Origin of the sequence: Coleofasciculus sp. FACHB-1120, from assembly GCF_014698845.1 — a bacterium.
GTDB lineage: Bacteria > Cyanobacteriota > Cyanobacteriia > Cyanobacteriales > FACHB-T130 > FACHB-T130.
Window position 1 is genome coordinate 319836 of sequence record NZ_JACJTV010000001.1, and the last position, 20202, is coordinate 340037.

At 45.6% G+C, this 20202-nt stretch carries 20 protein-coding genes; 5 read left to right on the top strand and 15 right to left on the bottom strand.

Annotated elements, in window-relative coordinates; all coding sequences use genetic code 11:
- Positions 1–237: 237 nt before the first annotated feature.
- The 3 genes from H6H02_RS01360 to H6H02_RS01370 all read left to right on the top strand — a co-directional run bounded on the left by H6H02_RS01360 (position 238) and on the right by H6H02_RS01370 (position 2369).
- Positions 238–1422: an NAD(P)H-quinone oxidoreductase subunit H gene (locus tag H6H02_RS01360; RefSeq protein WP_190667773.1), complete on the top strand. Its 1185-nt coding sequence runs from the start codon at positions 238–240 to the stop codon at positions 1420–1422.
- Positions 1423–1629: 207 nt separating this feature from the next.
- Entirely contained in the window at positions 1630–2070 is a 441-nt protein-coding gene (cynS, locus tag H6H02_RS01365; RefSeq protein ID WP_190667771.1) for a cyanase, read from the top strand.
- A 119-nt stretch (positions 2071–2189) separates the two neighbouring features.
- Complete coding sequence (locus H6H02_RS01370; RefSeq protein WP_190413517.1) at positions 2190–2369, top strand: PCP reductase family protein; 180 nt, start codon at positions 2190–2192, stop codon at positions 2367–2369.
- A 213-nt stretch (positions 2370–2582) separates the two neighbouring features.
- Here the strand turns inward: H6H02_RS01370 and H6H02_RS01375 are convergent, their stop codons facing one another.
- The 15 genes from H6H02_RS01375 to H6H02_RS01445 all read right to left on the bottom strand — a co-directional run bounded on the left by H6H02_RS01375 (position 2583) and on the right by H6H02_RS01445 (position 17633).
- On the bottom strand, positions 2583–3170 hold the full coding sequence (locus tag H6H02_RS01375; protein ID WP_190813892.1) for a hypothetical protein: 588 nt from the start codon (positions 3168–3170) through the stop codon (positions 2583–2585).
- 420 nt (positions 3171–3590) lie between these two features.
- On the bottom strand, positions 3591–4037 hold the full coding sequence (locus H6H02_RS01380) for an HNH endonuclease (RefSeq protein ID WP_190813894.1): 447 nt from the start codon (positions 4035–4037) through the stop codon (positions 3591–3593).
- 9 nt (positions 4038–4046) lie between these two features.
- Positions 4047–4298 (bottom strand): hypothetical protein, encoded by a 252-nt coding sequence (locus H6H02_RS01385; RefSeq protein WP_190813896.1) that lies wholly within the window; start codon positions 4296–4298, stop codon positions 4047–4049.
- 26 nt (positions 4299–4324) lie between these two features.
- Positions 4325–7192: an NACHT domain-containing protein gene (locus H6H02_RS01390; RefSeq protein ID WP_190813898.1), complete on the bottom strand. Its 2868-nt coding sequence runs from the start codon at positions 7190–7192 to the stop codon at positions 4325–4327.
- Positions 7193–7220: 28 nt separating this feature from the next.
- On the bottom strand, positions 7221–7403 hold the full coding sequence (locus H6H02_RS01395) for a hypothetical protein (RefSeq protein ID WP_190813900.1): 183 nt from the start codon (positions 7401–7403) through the stop codon (positions 7221–7223).
- 237 nt (positions 7404–7640) lie between these two features.
- Complete coding sequence (locus tag H6H02_RS01400; RefSeq protein ID WP_190813902.1) at positions 7641–8960, bottom strand: 3-isopropylmalate dehydratase large subunit; 1320 nt, start codon at positions 8958–8960, stop codon at positions 7641–7643.
- Positions 8961–9399: 439 nt separating this feature from the next.
- The gene (gene nuoK / locus H6H02_RS01405) at positions 9400–9711 is read right to left on the bottom strand and encodes an NADH-quinone oxidoreductase subunit NuoK (protein WP_190413505.1); all 312 of its coding nucleotides are present in this window, start codon (positions 9709–9711) and stop codon (positions 9400–9402) included.
- A gap of 15 nt (positions 9712–9726) precedes the next feature.
- Entirely contained in the window at positions 9727–10359 is a 633-nt protein-coding gene (locus tag H6H02_RS01410; RefSeq protein ID WP_190813904.1) for an NADH-quinone oxidoreductase subunit J, read from the bottom strand.
- A 92-nt stretch (positions 10360–10451) separates the two neighbouring features.
- Positions 10452–11036: an NAD(P)H-quinone oxidoreductase subunit I gene (gene ndhI / locus H6H02_RS01415; RefSeq protein ID WP_190813906.1), complete on the bottom strand. Its 585-nt coding sequence runs from the start codon at positions 11034–11036 to the stop codon at positions 10452–10454.
- A gap of 94 nt (positions 11037–11130) precedes the next feature.
- Positions 11131–12249: an NADH-quinone oxidoreductase subunit NuoH gene (gene nuoH / locus H6H02_RS01420; protein ID WP_190813908.1), complete on the bottom strand. Its 1119-nt coding sequence runs from the start codon at positions 12247–12249 to the stop codon at positions 11131–11133.
- 232 nt (positions 12250–12481) lie between these two features.
- Positions 12482–13315 (bottom strand): Rpn family recombination-promoting nuclease/putative transposase, encoded by an 834-nt coding sequence (locus H6H02_RS01425; RefSeq protein ID WP_190813910.1) that lies wholly within the window; start codon positions 13313–13315, stop codon positions 12482–12484.
- 272 nt (positions 13316–13587) lie between these two features.
- Complete coding sequence (locus tag H6H02_RS01430; protein WP_190813912.1) at positions 13588–14724, bottom strand: citrate synthase; 1137 nt, start codon at positions 14722–14724, stop codon at positions 13588–13590.
- 94 nt (positions 14725–14818) lie between these two features.
- Entirely contained in the window at positions 14819–15310 is a 492-nt protein-coding gene (gene sixA, locus H6H02_RS01435; protein ID WP_190813914.1) for a phosphohistidine phosphatase SixA, read from the bottom strand.
- 56 nt (positions 15311–15366) lie between these two features.
- Complete coding sequence (locus H6H02_RS01440) at positions 15367–16659, bottom strand: bifunctional oligoribonuclease/PAP phosphatase NrnA (RefSeq protein WP_190813916.1); 1293 nt, start codon at positions 16657–16659, stop codon at positions 15367–15369.
- A 476-nt stretch (positions 16660–17135) separates the two neighbouring features.
- Positions 17136–17633, bottom strand: coding sequence for an HNH endonuclease (locus tag H6H02_RS01445; protein ID WP_190813918.1), 498 nt, complete (start codon positions 17631–17633; stop codon positions 17136–17138).
- 241 nt (positions 17634–17874) lie between these two features.
- Here H6H02_RS01445 and H6H02_RS27450 point away from each other — a divergent pair, with 241 nt between their 5' ends.
- The gene (locus tag H6H02_RS27450; protein ID WP_277922492.1) at positions 17875–18003 is read left to right on the top strand and encodes a hypothetical protein; all 129 of its coding nucleotides are present in this window, start codon (positions 17875–17877) and stop codon (positions 18001–18003) included.
- Between the two features lie 818 nt (positions 18004–18821).
- Positions 18822–20180 (top strand): hypothetical protein, encoded by a 1359-nt coding sequence (locus tag H6H02_RS01450; protein ID WP_190813920.1) that lies wholly within the window; start codon positions 18822–18824, stop codon positions 20178–20180.
- The last annotated feature ends 22 nt before the right edge of the window (positions 20181–20202 follow it).

Sequence of the window (20202 nt, forward strand, 5' to 3'; positions counted from 1 at the left end):
CTAAATGATTACGAATTCAGCAACGCCGGATTCTCTATGTTGTGCCAAAATTCCCCTTGGTTAAATGCAGCTCGAATTCCGACGTATCCTGCGGACAAAGCTCCATATAATTAAGGAAGCGAAACAAAAATCAACACTCAGTAGTAAACAGACATTGCCAGTCGGAGTGATTTTGGCGTGTTTATGAAATTTCAGGTGCGGCTGCCCAAATCGGCTTCAAGGAGAGATGGCTGAACTATGGCAAAGATAGAAACTAGAACAGAACCGATGGTGCTGAACATGGGTCCGCACCATCCCTCTATGCACGGAGTGCTACGACTCATCGTTACCCTGGATGGGGAGGATGTCGTGGATTGCGAACCCGTGATCGGCTACCTGCATCGCGGCATGGAAAAAATTGCCGAAAACCGCACCAACATCATGTACGTCCCCTACGTCAGCCGATGGGACTATGCAGCGGGAATGTTTAACGAGGCTGTCACCGTTAATGCGCCGGAAAAACTAGCCGGTATCTCAGTTCCCAAACGCGCCAGCTACATCCGCGTCATCATGCTGGAATTGAACCGCATCGCCAATCACCTGCTGTGGTTGGGACCATTTTTGGCTGATACGGGCGCTCAGACTCCCTTCTTTTATATCTTCCGCGAACGGGAGATGATTTATGACCTGTGGGAAGCCGCCACTGGTTATCGGATGGTCAATAACAACTACTTCCGTATTGGGGGAGTTGCCGTTGATTTGCCCTACGGGTGGGTTGATAAGTGCTTGGACTTTTGCGACTATTTCCTGCCAAAAGTTGACGAATACGAGCGCTTAATCACTGACAACCCCATCTTCCGCCGTCGCGTGGAAGGCGTGGGCACCATCAGCCGCGAAGAAGCGATCAACTGGGGACTTTCTGGCCCCATGTTGCGGGGTTCTGGCGTCAAGTGGGACTTGCGGAAAGTTGACCACTACGAATGCTATGACGACTTCGACTGGCAAGTGCATACGGAAACTGGCGGCGATTGTTTTGCCCGCTACTTGGTGCGGATTCGGGAGATGCGCGAATCTGTCAAGATTATTTACCAAGCTATCAAAGCACTTCCCGGCGGTCCTTACGAGAACTTGGAAGCCAAGCGTATGGCAGAAGGGCCAAAATCCGAATGGAATGGCTTTGACTACCAGTACATTGGTAAGAAAATCGCTCCCACTTTTAAAATTCCTAAGGGCGAACATTACGTCCGAGTCGAGAGTGGGAAAGGTGAGCTAGGAATCTATATTATTGGCGATGATAATGTCTTCCCTTGGCGTTGGAAGATTCGTGCAGCCGATTTCAACAACCTGCAAATCCTCCCTGGTCTTCTCAAGGGTGTAAAACTCGCTGATATTGTGGTGATTTTGGGTAGCATTGATATCATCATGGGTTCTGTAGACCGCTAAAACAAGCAAAAGGCAAAAGGCAAAAATAGGTCGGGAAATGTCCACCTAAAAAAGCTAAACCTTCAAAAGTAGCAGCGGATAGGTAGCGAATGTAACGGAATCGATTGTCGGTTAAAGGAGATAGTTTAACTGCTTCTAAAGCTGAGAAAAGATTCATTACAGTCGTTTCCAATCGCTGCTACTTTTTTTGCTGAGGGTTTGTTAATAATGGCTATTCCTGAAATTACTCAAATACTTTTGACTGCTAAAAAAGAGAAAGGGTTAAGTTTTGCTGATTTAGAAAAGGCTGTTGGACGCGACGAAGTCTGGATTGCGGCAGTGATGTATCGTCAAGCAAGTGCTTCTGAAGAAGAGGCAAGTAAGCTTCTCTTCGCATTAGAGCTTGACCCAAGTTATGCTAAAGAACTAACAGAATGCCCGCTGAAAGGATTGGGACCAGTTGTTCCTACTGACCCTCTGATTTATCGCTTTTATGAAATCATGCAAGTGTATGGAATGCCGCTAAAAAGCGTCATTCACGACAAGTTTGGTGACGGGATTATGAGCGCGATTGACTTTACTTTGGATGTGGAGAAAGAAGAAGATCCCAAAGGCGATCGCGTAAAAATTATTATGTCGGGCAAGTTCCTCTCCTACAAAAAGTGGTAACTCGTTGGTAGGGTTGGGAGCGATCGCTCTCAGGATGCGATCGCCTTCTGAATGGGACGCTGGAAAGCGCGATCGCTTCCCTGTTAAACTCCTGTTTTAAGGATTTTTTGGAGAAAACTGTGGCGAATCAACCCAATGCCGTAGAGTGGACACCCGAAGCTGAAGCCAAATTGAAAGAAATTCCCTTTTTTGTCCGTCCCGCCGCCAGGAAAAAAATCGAAAAATTTGCACAAGAAGCGGGGCAAAAAATAATAACAGTGGAAGTTTATCAGCAAGCTAAACAACAGTTTGGGCAGTAGCAGAATTCGCCCGGAAGTTTAAGGGCGATCGCTTTTTTATCTTCAGTTGAGAGAGCGATCGCGTTTTGTCTCAGTTTTGTCTCAACTATCGCAGTCGTAAATGATTCGTGAAGGCGAAATGCCCGACTTCGAGAGAGAAGTCGGGCATCTTAAGGGCTGGCTCACAACTCAAATAGGATTGCTACATCAGACGACCCACACCCAGTTGAACGTTTAAAACCCGCTATAGTTGATCGTTGGATTGGGTGGAGTTGAAAATCCTGTGTCCGGCAAGCTGGTGGTGCCAGGAGTCGCGATTAACCCGCCAGAATTGCTTGTACTGGGAGTGATAGGATAGCTACTCGGCAAGCTGGTGGTGCCGGGAGTCGCGATCAATCCGCCAGAATTGCTTGGACTGGGAGTGATGGGATAGCTACTCGGCAAGCTGGTGGTGCCAGAAGTCGTGATTAACCCGCCAGAATTGCTTGGACTGGGAGTGATGGGATAGGTACTCGGCAAGCTGGTGGTGCTTGGAGTCGTTATCGCCCCATCTGGCAAGGTTGTATTACCCAAGGGGGCGGGAGACTGATTTGGTTGAGTTGTAGAATCCGGCTGGGTTGTATAGACTCCGAACATCGTTGTCGGATCGGCGGTCGTTGTAGACTGTTTTGCCTTGAGAGTAGAGTTTTGATTGAGTTGGGACATAACTGGAATACTGACCAAATAACAGATTCCTAGAAATCCAGCGATGCCAACAAAACCTTTGACTAAATTCTGCCCCGCTGATGACTTTTTTGATTTTGATATTGTTCGTGAACTCATGGGTGCTTCCTAAATTCAGTAGAGTACCCGCGTGGTGAACAAACTTCTCACAACCCTGTAAATCTACCTATAGACTCCCCTACACTTTAAGAAGTCTCCACAGAGAATTGCTATTAAATCGGGATATCTTTATCACTCCTTTAAATAAATCGTTTATTCTTGCCTGATAGTAAAGCTTTTGTGAAGCGCTTGTGAAGCGATCGCAGCACGTAAAAAGCCCAGAAATTTATTTCCGGGTTAAAGCTAAAGTAAGCTAAAACTTACTGGTCAGCCTCTAGTTGACTGACAAAACCAAGAGGCAAAATCTGCAAGACTCGCCAAAACTCTCGAAACCCAACCTACACGGAAAGATTTTTCAATCAGATAGCGATCGCATCCTCAGTGCTGCTCAAGTCGCACTATTTTAGGCAGAGTAATTATCTATTGATTCGTCATCCGTCGTAGGGCAGAGGCAGATGGATATCTGCTAACTGCTATTAATTCTTGTCGCTCTAGAATGCGCTCATCGTTGTTAAAATCTAGAATTCGTGCAGTTACTTCGCCAATATCTGTTAACGATTTAATCACATTGTCATCTAGTCGAAAATGCTCCCCCCAAAAGTCTCTACGTGGGTTTAAAAAACGCACAAGTTCCCCAGTTCGCCAAACAATAGAACCTAAATCGGTTCCTTTATTGAGATTACAGAAAACACAAGCATAGGCAAGATTATCTGCTGTTGTTGAGCCGCCGTGTTTCAAGCTAATGATATGCTCAACTTGGTAGCGCGAAGACCTGTCTAATTCTGAAATTAGGCAATACTCGCAGAGGAAATCCGCACAGTTGGCAACCATACGCCGGAGTTCTTGACTAATGTAAGGACGAGACACTTTAAATAGTTACTCAGATTTAATATACTTATCAGCCCGTGCTTTTGCTAGGGTCATTATATGCTCTAGCGTCAGGAAATGGTCTAATTCCCGCTTTTCATCTGGCGTAAGTTCTCCTGCTTTGTGTTTATAAACCAAGTCTTCTAAACGTTCTTGCGCTGCTTCTGATAGTCGAAAATTAACAACACTTTGAGGAGTCGTTCCAGCAGCAATGAAGTCAATAATTTCGTCATAAACTTTGATTGTCTTTACAGCAGTCATGAGTTTATCACCCTTTTTCTCTAATTTTAATTATCTAATTCTTTGAGTTTCTTGCTGGCGAACTCGCGTACTTTTTCGTCTAGGTCATTTTCTGCTCTGTCGCGCAACAGCGTTAGAGTCTGAGGATGGTCAGCATAATTTTTGATAATTCCCTCAAGTGCAATTTGCCGAGGGTTGTATTGCTTGTCTTCCTTACGCTCAAAGGGATCTTTAAGGGCGCGATCGCACAAAAATTCAAACATCCCAGGCTCATCCTTCCAACCTTTGGCTAATTCATTCACTGCCACATATCGCTCTTCCCAATTCTTGCCAGACAGAGCATTGGATTTGAGGATAGATAAAGTATCAAGATCGTTTTTCCAACCTCTAGCTAGCTCCATCACCGCTATGTATTGCACATTTAAAGTATTATCAATTTGAGTGAGAGCTTTAAGCCAAGATAAGGTATCTGAATGATCTCTCCAATCCCTTGCTATCTGTTGCACTGCTACCTGCTGGACACGCCAATCACGGGAGCAAGCACAGGTTTTGAGCCAAAGTAAATTTGCTGGATTGTCTTTCCAACCGTTGGCTACCTCTCCCACCGCTATATATCGTACATAAGTATCCATTTCATCTGTTGACTGAGCAAGGGTTTTAAGCCAGGTCAGGGTTTCTAGTTCCTCTTTCCAGGTTGTTGCAATTGCTGAAACCGCTTGTTGGCGAACTACAAAATTTACACTTACCTGAGTAGTTAAGTCTTTAAGGTGATTTAGCAGTTTACTTGCAGTTGCTGTGATCGCACTTCGATTCCTCACATCTGAAAGGCATTTAGCTGCCAAAAGTAGGTTGATAAACTTTTTCGCTTCGCCATTTAAAGCCATCAGATAATCAATTGTTTGACCGGCAAAACTCGTATCAATCATTCCCGCAATCAGCCGCAGAACTTCATGCCAAGATTCATCCTGCCAATGCTTGCCAAAAACCTCTGTTTTCAGTTCCTCCAGTGAAAGACTGCGTTCCTTCTCAAATTGCCAGACAAACTCACTAGCACAAAAGTATTCCAAAAACGTCCGATGCACAAAGGCATAGTAATCTGCACCCAAGAAACACAAAATAAAGTTACGGTGTCGCAGTTGCTCAATTAGTAACCTAGTAACCGTTCTGGCTTGCTCAACTTCTATAGTTTTCAGATAATCAGTCAATACCTTTTCTAAATCATCTGCACTAATCAAGTTGCCAGCCAAACTTTTTTCACTAGCTTGCATCTGGTAAGCTACCTGACGCAGTATTGCTTGCTTATCTTTATAGTCAATCGTTACCGAATCTACCCTCGGATTTTCTAGCAATTTCTGCTCGACATCCCATTGATGCAGCAGTAACCGCGACGCTTGGTTGTAGAGTTCTGGTCTATCTCTTGGCAATTCTTGATTGCGGTTCAAAATCGCCATCATTGTCAGCAGGAGAGGATTTCCCGCCAGTTCTCCAATCGCTGAAGACTTTTTAATTGCCTGTTGCAGTCGCTCCTGTTTTCTAACTTTATCCGCCTCATCGGTGAACGTTAATCCATGCCATCGATAGAGAAAATCCTCGATTTGCTCTGACTCTAAATCTTGCAGCATGAAGTGACGAAACTGTGCATCTCGCAACCGTTGAGGCTTGTAGCCAATAATGCGAGAGGTAACAATTACCCGCGCCTTCGGATATTCATTCGTGAAACGATGAATATCAGTAATTACCTCCTCCCGCTTCGCCGGATCGAACACCTCATCCAACCCATCAAACATCACCAAAACCTTGCCAGTTCTTAGCCGTTCGTGGAGTTCATGTTGATTGAGGCGACAGACAATTCCACAGCCCTTGTGAAAGAACTCCAGAAAATCTTTGCACTCTCCAGAGTCGCGATTGCGAATGTAAGCCCGCAATTCAATCAGCAACGGAATTGACTCTTCAATAACATTATTCAGGGGCGTTCTTGCCCAGTTCAAAGCGATGTATTGCAACAATGTGGACTTTCCCGAACCCGGATCGCCCAAAATTACAACATAAGGATAGGTTTGATAATCATTAACAATATCCAAAACTGAGCGAATTGGCTGTTGATAATAAACTTCTTTGTATCGTTCCCACCCCTCCGGGTTGACGTCTGCTTCAAGTTGGTTACTCTCTCTCAGTCGTTTTTGATGCTCTTTAGGAATCTCGTAAACTTGGGGTAAATATTCCTGGCATTCTCGCACATCCTGTGCTATGAAAACTTGCCATACCTTGAGTTTTTCTCGATAGTCGTAAACAGTCGTATCTAAACTATCTAAATTAAGATTGGCGTATCGCTCTTGCAGCCCTTCCTGATATCGCCTCAAGTCAAATTCAGTAGGAATTCCAGCCAGTTCTTTAGTGCTTTGTTGAATAGCTTCTAGATTTTGAGAGTCAAGTATAGCGCGTAATTCGTCTGATTCGCGGATGATAGCTTTAACTTTTTTAAGATAACGCTTGCCAATCTGTTCCCAATCAAATCCCTCTGGCAAAGATAACAAGTCTAGCTGATACCAAGTTATAGATAATTTCTTAATATTTATAGCTTGACAGTCATATTGAAAAGCACTTCCTAATATCTCTTTAACAGATTTATCATTAATAAATTGATTAAATGGTGTGGTGTAAGCTGGCAGTTGTTCTTCAGAAATTTCAGCATCTTCTAATTCCTGCTGCACTAATTGCAAAAATTCCTTCAGAGCTTTACCAACTACTGTTTGCAGGATATCTTTCTGGAATAATCCCGTAAAATCCTTGATGCTGTCTTTGAAAAAATCTTTGACGTAATCGTCTAAAGCTCCTTTGGCTAAGGGAGCCAGAACCTCTGTAAACACAAATCCCGCGACAGTATTAACTCCCCAGACCAATAACCAATCCACCATAATACTCGCACCTACTGGATTCCGTAGACTACGAGTATAGCGAGTGTGTTGGCGCGATCGCCTTCAGCGTGCAAGTCTCGAAAGAGCGATCGCTACCTGCGTCAGAGGAAGTGCGCTGACAGAGATTTTGGGCAAATTTGAGAATGCGATCGCTACCTCCCCTTTCCTTTTCCAGAGGAAGGTAGCCAGTTTGTTGAGGAAAATAGCGCAACTATTCAAGACATCTTCCAAGGTTGGATCAATTATATTGACCTGATTAACAGCCTGGGTTGAAGCCTCTAGCAATTCTCTATGAGATGCAGTACATAACCGCACCTTGCCCCTCTCCATGTATGTCGAGCCATTCAAGACTGCCCCTCCCCACAAAGGTCGAGCCATTCCATATTGCCCCTCTCCGTGGACGGAGAGGGGTTGGGGGTGAGGTTCCGAATTCCCCTCTGCGACTGCTCTACATAAAATCGCGGGGGTCGGTTACATATCCAGTCAACGCCGAAGCCGCAGCCGTATAAGGCGAAGCTAGATAAATCCCCGCCTCTTTATTCCCCATCCGACCGGGGAAATTGCGGTTAGTCGTAGAAACGCAAATTTCCGGCTCATTCAGACGCCCGAAAGTATCCTTGGGGCCACCCAAACAAGCCGCGCAGGAAGGTGCAGCAGGCTCAATGCAACCAGCCGCCAAGAAAATCTCAGACAAAGTTTGGCCTTCGTACTTCTGCGTGAACAAGTCTTCGTAGACTTTCTGCGTTGCCGGTACTAAATAAGTAGGAACCTTCACCTGCTGTCCTTTAAGAATGCGGGCAGCGTACATAAAATCTGAAGTTTTGCCGCCAGTGCAAGAACCGATATAAACTCGGTCAATCTTGACATCCCGACATTCCCGCGCCAAAGCACGATTGTCTGGCGAATGGGGCTTCGCGACAACCGGCTCTAATTTGGAGACATCATAATGCCGATCTGAGTAGAAACGAGCGTCAGCATCCGTATAAACTGGCTCAAAAGGCTTATCCGTCCGGGCGCGGACGTACTCAAACGTCGTCTCATCCGGGGCGACAGTGCCATTTTTGCCACCCGCCTCAATCGCCATATTACACAGCGTCATCCGGTCTTCCATCGACAGACCGTTAATGGTAGTACCGGAAAATTCCAGCGCCCGATAGGTAGCTCCAGCAACCCCAATATCTCCAATGATTTGTAAGATCAGGTCTTTCGCCAACAGGTAATTCGGCATTTCGCCCTCGAAGACAAAGCGCATCGTCGCCGGGACTTTGATTAGCAGCTTGCCGGTTCCCATAATGAAGCCAGCGTCTGTGTTGCCGATGCCGGTGGCGAACTGACCAAAAGCGCCCGCGTTGCAGGTGTGGGAATCGGTACCAAACAGCACTTCCCCCGGACGGGTGTGACCTTCTTGTGCTAGGGCAATGTGACAAACACCTTTGTAATCGGGATTGGCTTTAAAATCGGCTCGGTCGGTGATGTCGTAGAAATATTTAATGTCTTGCTCTTTGGCAAAGTCGCGCAGAATATCAACGTTGCGGTTAGCGCGTTCGTCGGCAGTAAAAATGTAATGGTCTGGAATCAAAACAATCTTTTCTTTGTCCCAGACTTTAGCATCAGCGCCAAATTCACGCTTAAATACCCCGATTGTACCGGGGCCACAAACGTCATGGGTCATTAACAAATCAACGTTAACCCAAATATTTTCCGTCGGTTCGACAATAGCCCGACCAGAGGCACGAGCCAAGATTTTTTCGGTGAGAGTCATCCCCATAGCTATTTTCCTCTTCCTTGCAAAGACGCGATCGCTTTTATTTGATAATGCCTATTTTCTCCAGCCCTCTGTCATTCTATAACAATGTATTTCAGACAACTAATACTAATGATAGATGTGGGTCGGATACTTGAAATGTCTTGCTCTCAACATTTCCACGTTTTTCACCGCTCAAATTTATTAGGCAAAATTTAAAATAAGGGTTCAACGTTCTGAAGATAAATATGAATATTAAAAACGCTTGTAGATTCATCAATTTACATTTAAAGAACTAAATATTAATCAATGATTTTTCTGACGTTGCGAGTAAGGAATAATGGGTAATTGGTATAGGTAAAAACTTTTCAGTTCTAGAGACGCGATTATCGCGTCTAAATTTTGAATTCAAGAGCTTGCTTTCTTCAATTCAAAACACTCATTACCCATTACCCATTAACCATTACCACTTCAACAGATTAAACTGCTCCATGTCCACCGTCTCGCGGTTGCGATAGATTGATAGCACAATCGCCAAACCCACAGCGGCTTCAGCGGCTGCAACAGTAATCACAAAGACAGAAAAAACCTGACCTTTAATTTCTTGAGGATCGAGGAAATTAGAAAAAGCCATTAAATTCAGGTTTACAGAATTCAGCAGCAATTCAATCGACATCAGCACGCGAACAGCATTACGGCTGGTAATCAAGCCATAGATACCGATGCAGAAGAGGGCAGCGGCTAGCAGTAGAAAATACTGAAGTTCTAAGTGCATGAGTTTTCTTGGTTTCTAGGTGTTGGTATCTGCGGGGAGTTTACCGCTTTCGGAGCCGACCGTCAAAAGTTCGCGAGGACGTTCCGGCAACGTTAACGAGGTTGGTTGAGTTAGCTGAGGTGAAATTTCTTCTGGAATATACTCACGACGTGCCAGAACAATTGCGCCTACCATTGCCATCAACAACAACACAGATGCCAACTCAAAAGGTAGCAAAAAGTCACTGAAGAAATGCAGACCAATCTGCACAATGCTACTTTCAATGGGAGTGGTCAAGACCGCTAAAGTCCAGGGAGTTCTGATCACCATCGTACCCAGAAGCCCAAACAAGCCGATACAGACCAAAGCCGTTGATGCTTGCCGAATCCAGCGATTGCGAATGGGTGCAAAATCTTCCCGCTTGTTTACCAGCATGATGGCAAACAAAATCAGGACGTTAATCGCTCCAACATAAATGAGAACCTGCGCCGCCGCTACAAAGTCTGCATTGAGAAGAAGATACAGCCCAGCGATGCTAACAAAAACTCCACCCAGTAAGAAGGCTGAGTAGACAATATTAGAAAACAGCACCACTCCTAAAGCTGAGCCAATCATCATCAGCGACAGCAGGCCAAACGAAACAATCTGAACGCCTTCAGCTAGATTCATTTTTGTCCTTTGTCAGTAGTCAATAGTTCATGCGTCATTAGTCATTCATCATTAGTTTTTTCGGGTAACTAATAACGAATGACTAATCACTTTTATTTTTCCGTTTGTTCCAGAATTTCATCTGGAAGCTGACCGGGGCGACGGGAACCTTCTGGCAGGTCGTGCGGGTCCATGACTCCCTTTGGCAGGTAGACAAGTTCGCGCAGCGGCGTCACCATTGGGTCTTGCGTGACCTTGTACGGCAAGCGACCCAGTGCCACGTTGTCAAAATTCAATTCGTGACGGTCGTAGGTGCTAAGCTCGTACTCTTCGGTCATTGACAGGCAATTGGTTGGGCAGTATTCCACGCAGTTGCCGCAAAAGATACAAACTCCGAAGTCGATGCTGTAGTGCTTGAGGAGTTTCTTTTTGCTTGCTTTGTCAAACTCCCAATCCACTACTGGCAGGTTGATGGGACAAACCCGCACGCAGACTTCGCAAGAAATGCACTTATCAAATTCAAAGTGAATTCGACCCCGGAAACGCTCGGAAGGAATGAGTTTTTCGTAGGGGTACTGCACTGTAATCGGACGCCGCCGCATATGGTCGAAGGTTACAGACAACCCTTGACCAATATATCGAGCCGCTTGAACGGTTTCTTTGGCGTAATCGCCAACTTGTTTAAGGAACTTAAGCATTGTTCTGTGTCTCTCTCTGATTAGAGAATCGGTTATTGGTGATTGTGGAAAAGGTAATTTTTACCACGATTTATTACCGATTACCGATTACCAATTACCCGCCAAAAGCAACGGGAAATGCTAATTTTAGTGCTGCGGTCAGTAGCAGGTTGACTAAAGACACTGGGAGCAGAAACTTCCACCCTAAATCGAGCAGTTGGTCAATGCGAACCCGTGGTACAGTCCAACGCAGCAGAACCGCTATGAAAACGAGGAAGTAGGCTTTTAGGAGGGTCATGGTGATCCCCAGTGATGCATCAATCACCTGCAACCAGGGACTGGTTTCATTAACTCCTAGCCAGCTGCCTAACATTGAGAGGGGAATGGGAAATTCCCATCCGCCTAGATACAAGATTGCAACTAGCAGGGCGGAGAGGACAAGGTTGACGTAAGAGCCGATATAAAATAGACCGAATTTCATTCCGGCGTATTCGGTCTGATAACCGGCAACCAGTTCTTCTTCTGCTTCTGGCAGGTCAAAGGGAAGTCGTTCGCATTCTGCCAAAGCGGCAATCCAAAAGATGAGGAAACCTACGGGTTGCCGCCAGACGTTCCAGCTGAGGATGCCATAGCCAGATTGATGTTCTACGATGTCGATAGTGCTAAGACTGTTGGACATCATTGCGATCGCAAGTACCGAAAGCGCTAGGGGAATTTCGTAACTAATCGACTGCGCTGCCGCCCTTAAACCCCCTAGTAGGGAATACTTGTTGTTTGAAGAATAGCCGGACATCAGCAAGCCAATCGGCTGAATGCTGGAGAGGGCAATCCACAAAAAGACGCCCATTCCGACGTTAGAGATTATCAGGTTTTGCCCAAACGGCACGATCAGGAAGGACAAAAACACTGGGATGACGACGATGATTGGGCCTAGCGTGAATAGCAAGCGGTCGGTCTTGGCTGGGACAATATCTTCTTTGAAAACCAGCTTTAGACCATCGGCGACCGGCTGCAAAACACCCAGTGGTCCGGCGAATTCTGGCCCAATTCGCTGCTGAGCTGCCGCAGAAATCTTCCGCTCCAGCCAGACGACCACTAGCACCCCTACGGTAGCACCAATAATCATCAGAAACATCGGCAGCGGCATCCAAACGGCTTTGGCGGCACCTGCTGGGATGCCCAGATCCCTGAGGGATTGGATAAAAGTTCCTTGTAGGTCAATACCTGGGTTCATGTTTCCCGAACGAAGTAATTACTAGGACAATTCGAGACAAGATGTATCGAATCAATCTATCTGTTCTTTTGTGAAGATTTTTTTCAGCTACACAGCCTAGTATATCGTTGGAGCGCATCCAGCCCAGCGCCGCAAATAAGAAATTCTACTTATCCTTAAGTTAAAGTTTTCTGTGGTCAGAAAGAGGGGAGGCGCGATCGCGTTGCGCCGACAAGTCGGTTTGCTCGTGTAATTATGACTGATGCTCCTCTAACCAGACGGCTAAATCCGTTGGTGCCGTGAAATCCAATAGCGCCTCACCCAATTCCTCTAATTGAGCAATGGGTAACTGCTGAATCCGCACTTGCATCTGTTGGTCAACGGCACCCAGACGCCGCGCCAGCTGACGCACGATCAGCGATAGTGCCTCTTCTTTCTTTCCTTCTCGTCGTCCTTTTTGGATGATGCTTTGATAGGTTACGGATTCTTGCATAACTTCCTCTCTCAAGAATTGGCGAATTAAATTCTCGCTAAATCGCAAACCAGCCAGCACCTCGACACAAGCCGCAAGATTCCCCCGCTGCTCTGGTTCTTCGATCATATCGATCTGGGCTACGACTTGCTCCAATAAGTCATTGGGGGTATTGCTTTTAGCTAAAGTTGCGAATGGCAATAGTGCAGGGTTTGCCAGTAGTGGCGCTGGTTCTTGCTCCCAAAGACGGATGACTCGGTATCGATGCCTGGTGTTTGTTGCAGCGAACTGCTCAATAAAGACGGCTTCTGAGGTGGTGGACTTTAAAAAAATCACGACTTGCACAATTGGACAGCGATACTGGCGATACAGTCGCACCCAGTAATCCAGCATTCTAAATGGCAGCGGGGGATCGGATGCTGGCAGGGTTTGAAATTCTATGTGCAAGATCCGATTGCCAGTTTGCAGCAGAGTGAGAGAATCGGCGCGAATCGGTTCGGCGCTCAGTTCAGTTTTGAGTACCTGAATGTCGGTAGCTTCATCTGAGAGTAGCCAGCTTACAAACTCAGATGGGTATTCTTCTGCAAGGTATTTGCAAATGTTGTCGTAATCCAATGGAAAGTATGGAGAAACTACTTGGGATTTTACTAGGTGATAGCGATGGAGCGATCGCTACCACGCTACCGCGCAAGAACTTCTGAGAAATAGCGATTTATCATCTAGCGCTGGGAATCCTTAAATAGAAGGTGATTTTCTGTCGCGCTTCACTTCTATTCGTTATGAATCAGCCGAATTTTCGGGAACTTGCAAAGCTTGGAGATGTGAGAGCGATCGCTTCCCCATACAATTTTTGTCGGAAGCGATCGCATTTTTCGGGTTCTAGATGACTATCGTTGTTCTATCGGAAGGTAGTCAGCTTCGCGGGAACCCTTATAAATTTGGGTCGGACGATAGATGCGGTTTTCTCCTAACTGTTCCTTCCAGTGAGCTAGCCAACCAGCAACACGAGCGATCGCAAATACGGGTGTAAACAAATCTGTAGGAATGCCCATCTTTCGGTAAACCAAACCCGAATAGAAATCCACGTTTGGGTAAATTCCTTTTTCGCCTAATTTTTCCTCAAGTGCCCTTTCCAACTCCACAGCGATGTCGTAATACTTATCGTGACCAAATTTCTCAAACAGTTGTTCTGCCAAGTTTTGGAGAATTGTCGCTCGCGGGTCTTTCACTTTATAGACGCGATGACCAAAGCCCATAATTTTCGCTTTGCGCTGTAAGGCATCCTCTAGCCACGCACTAACATTTGCCACTGAGCCAATTTCTTCTAACATGGTGATGACTTCTTCATTCGCCCCTCCATGCAATGGCCCTGCTAAAGTTCCCACCGCTGAGGCAACGACTGCGTAGGGGTCGGTCAGGGTTGAAGCCGTCACCCGTGCCGAGAAGGTGGAAGCGTTCATCGTATGTTCTGCATGAAGCGTCAAGCAGACATCGAAAATCCGCGCCGCCAGGGGGTCGGGTTCTCGCTCGTTCAGCATATACAAGAAGTTAGCTGAATAGTCCAAGTCATCGCGAGGGCGCACAGGGTCGTTGCCTTTCCGCATCAATTGGAACGCCGCCACCATTGTGGGAATTTTTGCTAAGAGACGCACCACTGCTTCCCGAATATAAGCAGGGTTATCTAAAGCGCGACGAGAGTAAAACAAACCCAAAGCAGCGGCAGAAGCTTGCAGCGCATCCATTGGATGCCCGGTTTCCGGAAAACACTTCATCATGTCCCGGATGCGATATTTGATCCGCCGATGATAGCGAATTTCACTTTCAAAGGCCTCAAGTTCTTCCTTCGTGGGGAGCGTACCCCAAATTAATAAATACGACGTTTCTAGGAAGGTACTCTTTTCTGCGAGGTCTTCGATGCGAATGCCGCGATATTCCAGTATTCCCTGTTTTCCATCGACATAGCTGATACTGGATTGGGCAGCGGGAATGCCTTCTAGACCTGGTTTATACTCGCAGACAGTCATGTTGCTACGGATTGGGTGAGGGGAACATACTCAAGTTACCTTACCAGAAACAGTTTTTGTAGTCGCTAGTTTTACCAGAATTTCTAAACGGGGATTACAACAGCCACTTGGGTGAGGAAAGCAAAAACATCTGGCTATGACCCACGGGAGACTGAGTTTCTGGAAGGCTTAATCCAATCATGCCTGCTTTTTTCAGAATTAGGGCTTCTTGGGTATCGCCCCACACCAAAATTTCTGCCCAATTTCCCAAGTTAGGTTGATGACCTACCAGGGCTAATTCAGATCCGCCCGATCGCCGCCATTGCTCTAACCATCTCAGCCAAGCTTGGATGCCACCCCCAGGAGCCAGGTCGATTGATTCTTCTAGGTGGGAACACAAACCGGCTGCGACGAGAATTTTGGCGGTTTGGCGTGCCCTCACCAAAGGACTGGTGAGGATCAGGTCGAAGCGCACACCGATTTCATCCAGTCGTTTTGCTACTTTAACGGTTTTCTTGCGTCCCTCTTGGGTCAGTGATCGCGCTTCATCTTTGGCATCCTCAGATAGCTCGGCGGCGATTCCGTGGCGGATCAAATAAAGTTTCATGGGTTAATTGCTGATGGACGAAGGGAAGAGTTGCAATTCCATTCTTCCACTCGCTTCTACTCTCCATGAAGCAGATTGTCTTTTGGATTAACCAATCGAAGCAGCTTTTGCTTGATTTGGGTGTCATAAACTTCCCATTTCATCTTGGCGTACTCGGAATTTTCATTGAAGCCGCCCAAGAATCCCATCGGAATTTCAAAGCCGCCTGCTGAGAGTCGTCCGCCGCCGAAAAAGCGTCCTTGACTGTCTTGCCCAAAGGCTTCTTTGATAAACTCGTCAGGGTCGAGAGTCAGCTTGCTGGTTCTCAGGGAGCCAATTACAACTTCCAGTTCTTCGTCTTCGTCGTGGACGATTCCATAGACAACAGCAGTGTGGACGTTTTCTTCTGTTACGAGAAAATCTGCTGCTTGAGGGATGGCATCCCTGTCTTCGTAGCGAAGATAACCGACACCGGCGATGGAGAAGTTATTTTGCACAGTACGGTTGGTTAGCGATCGCTCGATTACATCCATCACCCGTTTTGAGCGATACGCCTGCAAGACTGCATTCAACAGTTGGGCGTCATAAAAACGGCTAAGATACCCCGCAGCCAGAAAATCCTCTTCCTGAGCTTGCATCAGCCGGTTGGTATCTGACCTCAGACCATGCATCAATGCTGTGGCACACTTTACGTGTTCGCTAATACCGCTATCCAGCTTTAGCAACCCTGCTTGGAGGTACTGGGTTAAAATTGTCGCCGTGGCTCGTGTAGAAGGGCGAATATCCGTAAATTCAGCATTCAGTTCCGTCTGTATACTGTGATGGTCAATCACAACCGTAATCGGGATTCCTGCCTTTTGTACCCAAGGCAGTAATTGACAGGTGGTGCCTTGGTTATCAATCAGAACGCAGCCCTGATACACAGAAAAGTCCTTCTCTTTTTCCTTCAGGCACTGGACGCTTAAGCGTTTTGCGGGTAAACCTGTGAGTTTAACCAAGGCAATATTCTCTTGGTGGCTCAGGGTGCCTGCGTACACAATATCGGATTGGATATTGTACTGTTTGGCAATCAGTTGATATGCCCACGCACCCGAAAGAGCATCCGGGTCAGGGAAATCTTGCAGAATTACCAGATGGCGATCGCCCCGGTGACGCTCCAAAGTCCGTCGTAGCGATTCCACTATTCTTTCTAGTGGTGGTTCGCTCAACGATCTTGCTGAATAATTACTAGATCCATTCCCTAGGTGTGTGGGAGCTTCCTGTTTTTGTTGAATTTCAACCACAGATTCCGAATCTGGCTTGGTCTCTAAAGGCTTTGACTCGGCGGCGATTGGAGAACCATTAAGAGGCTTGAGCAAATTAGATGGCATATTATGGATGATGCAGGTGTGCAAGGCTATAAGATTAGTATTCCAGTTGCTGCAACGGTCTCTCTCCTCACGCTTCCTGCCAAATATACGACAGTCAGTCAATCGCCCAAAGGGCATAAAAAAAGCGCAGTATAGAAACCCTTGTAAATGCTGCGAAAGTTCGCCTCTTTACTGCGAAAACAGGTTTCCAGAGACGCCGTGATTACGCTTGTCTTGATATAGATCTACCTATTGATCCGATCTTGACAAAAAAACTGGCAAACGGCACTCCCCCTGTGGTCGCGTTTTCCGGACTTGATCTTTTACCCTTTTACCGTTGCGCTCTTGCTCTTTGAGGGGTACCAATTGGCAATAAAGGGTTGAGGAAGGGTACGATGTTCCTCCTCCCCCACCCGTAGGGGCACTCCCCGTAACCGCCAGTCCCTTGACCAGCCAAATTTTAAAAACCCCCCGCAGTTGATCTAAATGCAGGGGGCTTAAACGCCAATCACATATTTTTTCCACTCCAGATGCGTACCACTTTTGAGGTGTTTCGCAACTTCAAAGTGCAGACTACTGTAGGGCTTACGGGGCGGTTGCCGCAACATCATGTTAGCTTCTTTAGGGGTGCGGCTACCTTTGTTAACATTGCAGCGCACGCAAGCGGTGACAATGTTTTCCCAGGTATCGCCGCCGCCACGAGAGCGGGGAATTACATGATCGAGCGTTAAATCGTCCCCTGTATAAGCGCAATATTGACAAGAATGACTATCGCGGTGCAGGATATTTCGGCGAGTCAGGGGAATTTCCTTGTAAGGAACCCGGACATAGTAGCGTAGCCGAATTACCGTCGGAAGTGGAAAATCTGAGTAGACATATTTGCCGTTGTGTTCAACCCGCTCTGCTTTCCCTTTGATCAACAAGACAGCCGCCCGCCGCCAGCTGGTAATGTTGAGCGGTTCATAAGAGGCGTTTAACACCAGAACCTTGCCCATAGGGTGATTGAGATATAGAGAAGATTTTTTCAGATGGTAACACAGTTAATCCAAACGCTGTCAGGGTCGAGAGATAGAGAGGGAACAGGAGGGTCAAGGAGTCGGGAAGAATTCCTGTCTCATTCAGACCTCAGACCGTACTCTTCACTCCTCAGCCTTCACTCCTGACTCTTCAGTCTTCAGGCCTCAGCACTGCATACGACATCCTCTAACAGTTCTGGGTCACACTCTCGGTCACATCTTGCTCTGGGCGATTGAAACCCCACAGCGACAGCAATCACACGCTTTTCTGACGGGGAATGCGATCGCGCCAGAATTCGATTCTGGTGGCTTAGTGCAAGATATCAGCTTAAGGGAAAACTCTAGTTAAAACCCAACTGTTCTTTGTTATGCAAAATCAATGATTACCTTGATTTTAGATAGAAGTTGATACACAACCCTCGCAAAGAGAAGACGTAAGATGAGAACTTATCTGGGTAAATAAAGTTAAATCTCAGCCAGCAAAAATACTCCTTAAATATTCTGTTTCCCGTTATTTCTTCGATAATTTCTATAAGCGCATCTTGTTCAAATAGAATTTATTTTAAAATAAAAAAAACTAATTTAAAAATATAAAAAATAACAACTCTATCAACAGATGTTTTAAAGACTCTCTTATAGTAATCCTATTTTAGTGGTGAGATGAGAGGGGTTCAGATCCCCAACTTCTTGGAGAAGTTGGGGATCTCGCCTTCACAAACCACTTAGGACAGCTATATAACATTTTGCTTTGACGTTGCGTGAAATTAGGCGAGCAATGATATACCTTCTGCACTTTTGGGGCACCCTATTTAGATAATAGGGTTTTGAGGGGGTAAAGAGATTGGTAGTTCTATCATCATTGCCTTTGACAGGGATGATACCCCGAACCTTAGACAGATGAAAGACCATAGGACTCAGCACTCAGCACTCACCCGCCGCTTGGTGTGGGCTAGGAACTCTTGTCCTGGGGGCAATCGTCCTAAGAATTGCGCCATATACAAACTTACTACAGGCAGGAATGTGACGCCTGCGTGACGGGCGTCACATTCCTACGGTATCCAGTCTCACAACTTAGTGAGGTGACTGTCATACACTGTCAAGGTTTTCAATCACCAAATCTTTTTAAGAAAAAGTTTACATTTAGAATAAAGAATTCTCGATAGCGAAATGCAACTTCAAGTGACCAGTAAGCCCTCAAGAGTTCTCAAGACTTCCATACTCAAGGATGTCTTACCAGATACTCATCAGACTGAACCATTCACTAATTCAAACAATCTGGTGCAGAATATCCCGAAAGCTCAGGAAGTAATTTGTCAATTTTTTCTGGACATTGTTAAGCAATGGACGCCAGACTTAGTTTTATATGAGTTTAGAATTTTATTTGTTAATCCGGCTAAAGCGGTTGAATCAGCACACTTAAAAGCGCTTAGAACTATTATCCTTTCTAAGGATGAGGAAGAATTTAAAAATACCTTAAAGCGTTCTTGTTATATACTGCTCAATAACTGGATATTGTCTCGCAACTATCAAGCTTTGCAAGACTTAGTTCAATTAATTTCTAATTCTGCTGACGGTGATAGCATCTCTTCTCCGAGTACAAAATGTCTAAAAACTTGGCTTACAGATTTTGTGAATAGCCAAGACTACGAAGAACTTAAGTTATTTGTTTCTAAATATCAAAATCGAGAGCAAGACCATTGGAAGAGCCGTTATACTCCCTATTTGTTAACGCCTCAGTATGTTAATAAGAAGAATCCTGAAGAACAGCGCCAAGCGGCTAAAGGGTTATCAAAGCAGTTAAAAGAGCAGTTTAAGTTTGATCTGGCAATGTACACAGCCCATTCTGGGTCTACTGGATTTAACACTAAGGAAAACCAAAATCCTACGGCTTTGGGCGATCAAGCGCTCCGCTTAATTAAAAAAGTTATCGCAAAACGGGGTATGTTCAGCTATGAAAACATTGCGAATATTTTCCTGAAACAAACCAAACAACTGAAGTACAAGTATTTTAAGCAAGGCTTACTAAAATATTTATTTTATTCGACTGAAAGCCAAGGTGAGGTAAAAAACCTACAAACTAATTTAGGGAAAGCTTTAGAACCCCTCTATAAAGAGATTGATGAGGAAGAGGTCAATAGCCTGCTGCTGCTTAAAACCTGTAAACGGGTGATTGAATGTTTGACAATCAAGAAGAATGGTGAACCGGCTTCCCTGTTTATTTCATTAGCTTCTGAAGGAAAATCGGTTACTCTAGCAATCCTGCTGCTGAAGATTATTCTAATTTGTCCTCCAACTCGAACTCATTTAGAAGTTTGTCTTGCTAAATTAATTAAATATTATGAAGAGTATCCTCAAGAAGAATGTTCTTGGGTAATTAATTTCTTAGAAGTGATCAGAATTACTTTAACAATTTATACGGAAAATATTCAATTCGACTTAGTAAATATGGAAGAGGATAGTCTTTCTCCGGTGCCTAGCGTTAATGGGGCTGCTTATCGAGTTTTTTCTCGGAAGTATGGGAGATAACCGGAAAATTTGCAGTGGCTCT

What these genes read in the sequence shown, in the direction of transcription:
- H6H02_RS01400 (WP_190813902.1), bottom strand. Translation starts at nt 8,960, where the DNA reads ATGGGGATGACTCTCACCGAAAAAATCTTGGCTCGTGCCTCTGGTCGG.
- H6H02_RS01445 (WP_190813918.1), bottom strand. Translation starts at nt 17,633, where the DNA reads ATGGGCAAGGTTCTGGTGTTAAACGCCTCTTATGAACCGCTCAACATT.
- H6H02_RS01385 (WP_190813896.1), bottom strand. Translation starts at nt 4,298, where the DNA reads ATGACTGCTGTAAAGACAATCAAAGTTTATGACGAAATTATTGACTTC.
- nuoH (WP_190813908.1), bottom strand. Translation starts at nt 12,249, where the DNA reads ATGAACCCAGGTATTGACCTACAAGGAACTTTTATCCAATCCCTCAGG.
- ndhI (WP_190813906.1), bottom strand. Translation starts at nt 11,036, where the DNA reads ATGCTTAAGTTCCTTAAACAAGTTGGCGATTACGCCAAAGAAACCGTT.
- cynS (WP_190667771.1), top strand. Translation starts at nt 1,630, where the DNA reads ATGGCTATTCCTGAAATTACTCAAATACTTTTGACTGCTAAAAAAGAG.
- nuoK (WP_190413505.1), bottom strand. Translation starts at nt 9,711, where the DNA reads ATGCACTTAGAACTTCAGTATTTTCTACTGCTAGCCGCTGCCCTCTTC.
- H6H02_RS01410 (WP_190813904.1), bottom strand. Translation starts at nt 10,359, where the DNA reads ATGAATCTAGCTGAAGGCGTTCAGATTGTTTCGTTTGGCCTGCTGTCG.
- H6H02_RS01390 (WP_190813898.1), bottom strand. Translation starts at nt 7,192, where the DNA reads ATGGTGGATTGGTTATTGGTCTGGGGAGTTAATACTGTCGCGGGATTT.
- H6H02_RS01450 (WP_190813920.1), top strand. Translation starts at nt 18,822, where the DNA reads ATGCAACTTCAAGTGACCAGTAAGCCCTCAAGAGTTCTCAAGACTTCC.
- sixA (WP_190813914.1), bottom strand. Translation starts at nt 15,310, where the DNA reads ATGAAACTTTATTTGATCCGCCACGGAATCGCCGCCGAGCTATCTGAG.
- H6H02_RS01375 (WP_190813892.1), bottom strand. Translation starts at nt 3,170, where the DNA reads ATGAGTTCACGAACAATATCAAAATCAAAAAAGTCATCAGCGGGGCAG.
- H6H02_RS01360 (WP_190667773.1), top strand. Translation starts at nt 238, where the DNA reads ATGGCAAAGATAGAAACTAGAACAGAACCGATGGTGCTGAACATGGGT.
- H6H02_RS01430 (WP_190813912.1), bottom strand. Translation starts at nt 14,724, where the DNA reads ATGACTGTCTGCGAGTATAAACCAGGTCTAGAAGGCATTCCCGCTGCC.
- H6H02_RS01440 (WP_190813916.1), bottom strand. Translation starts at nt 16,659, where the DNA reads ATGCCATCTAATTTGCTCAAGCCTCTTAATGGTTCTCCAATCGCCGCC.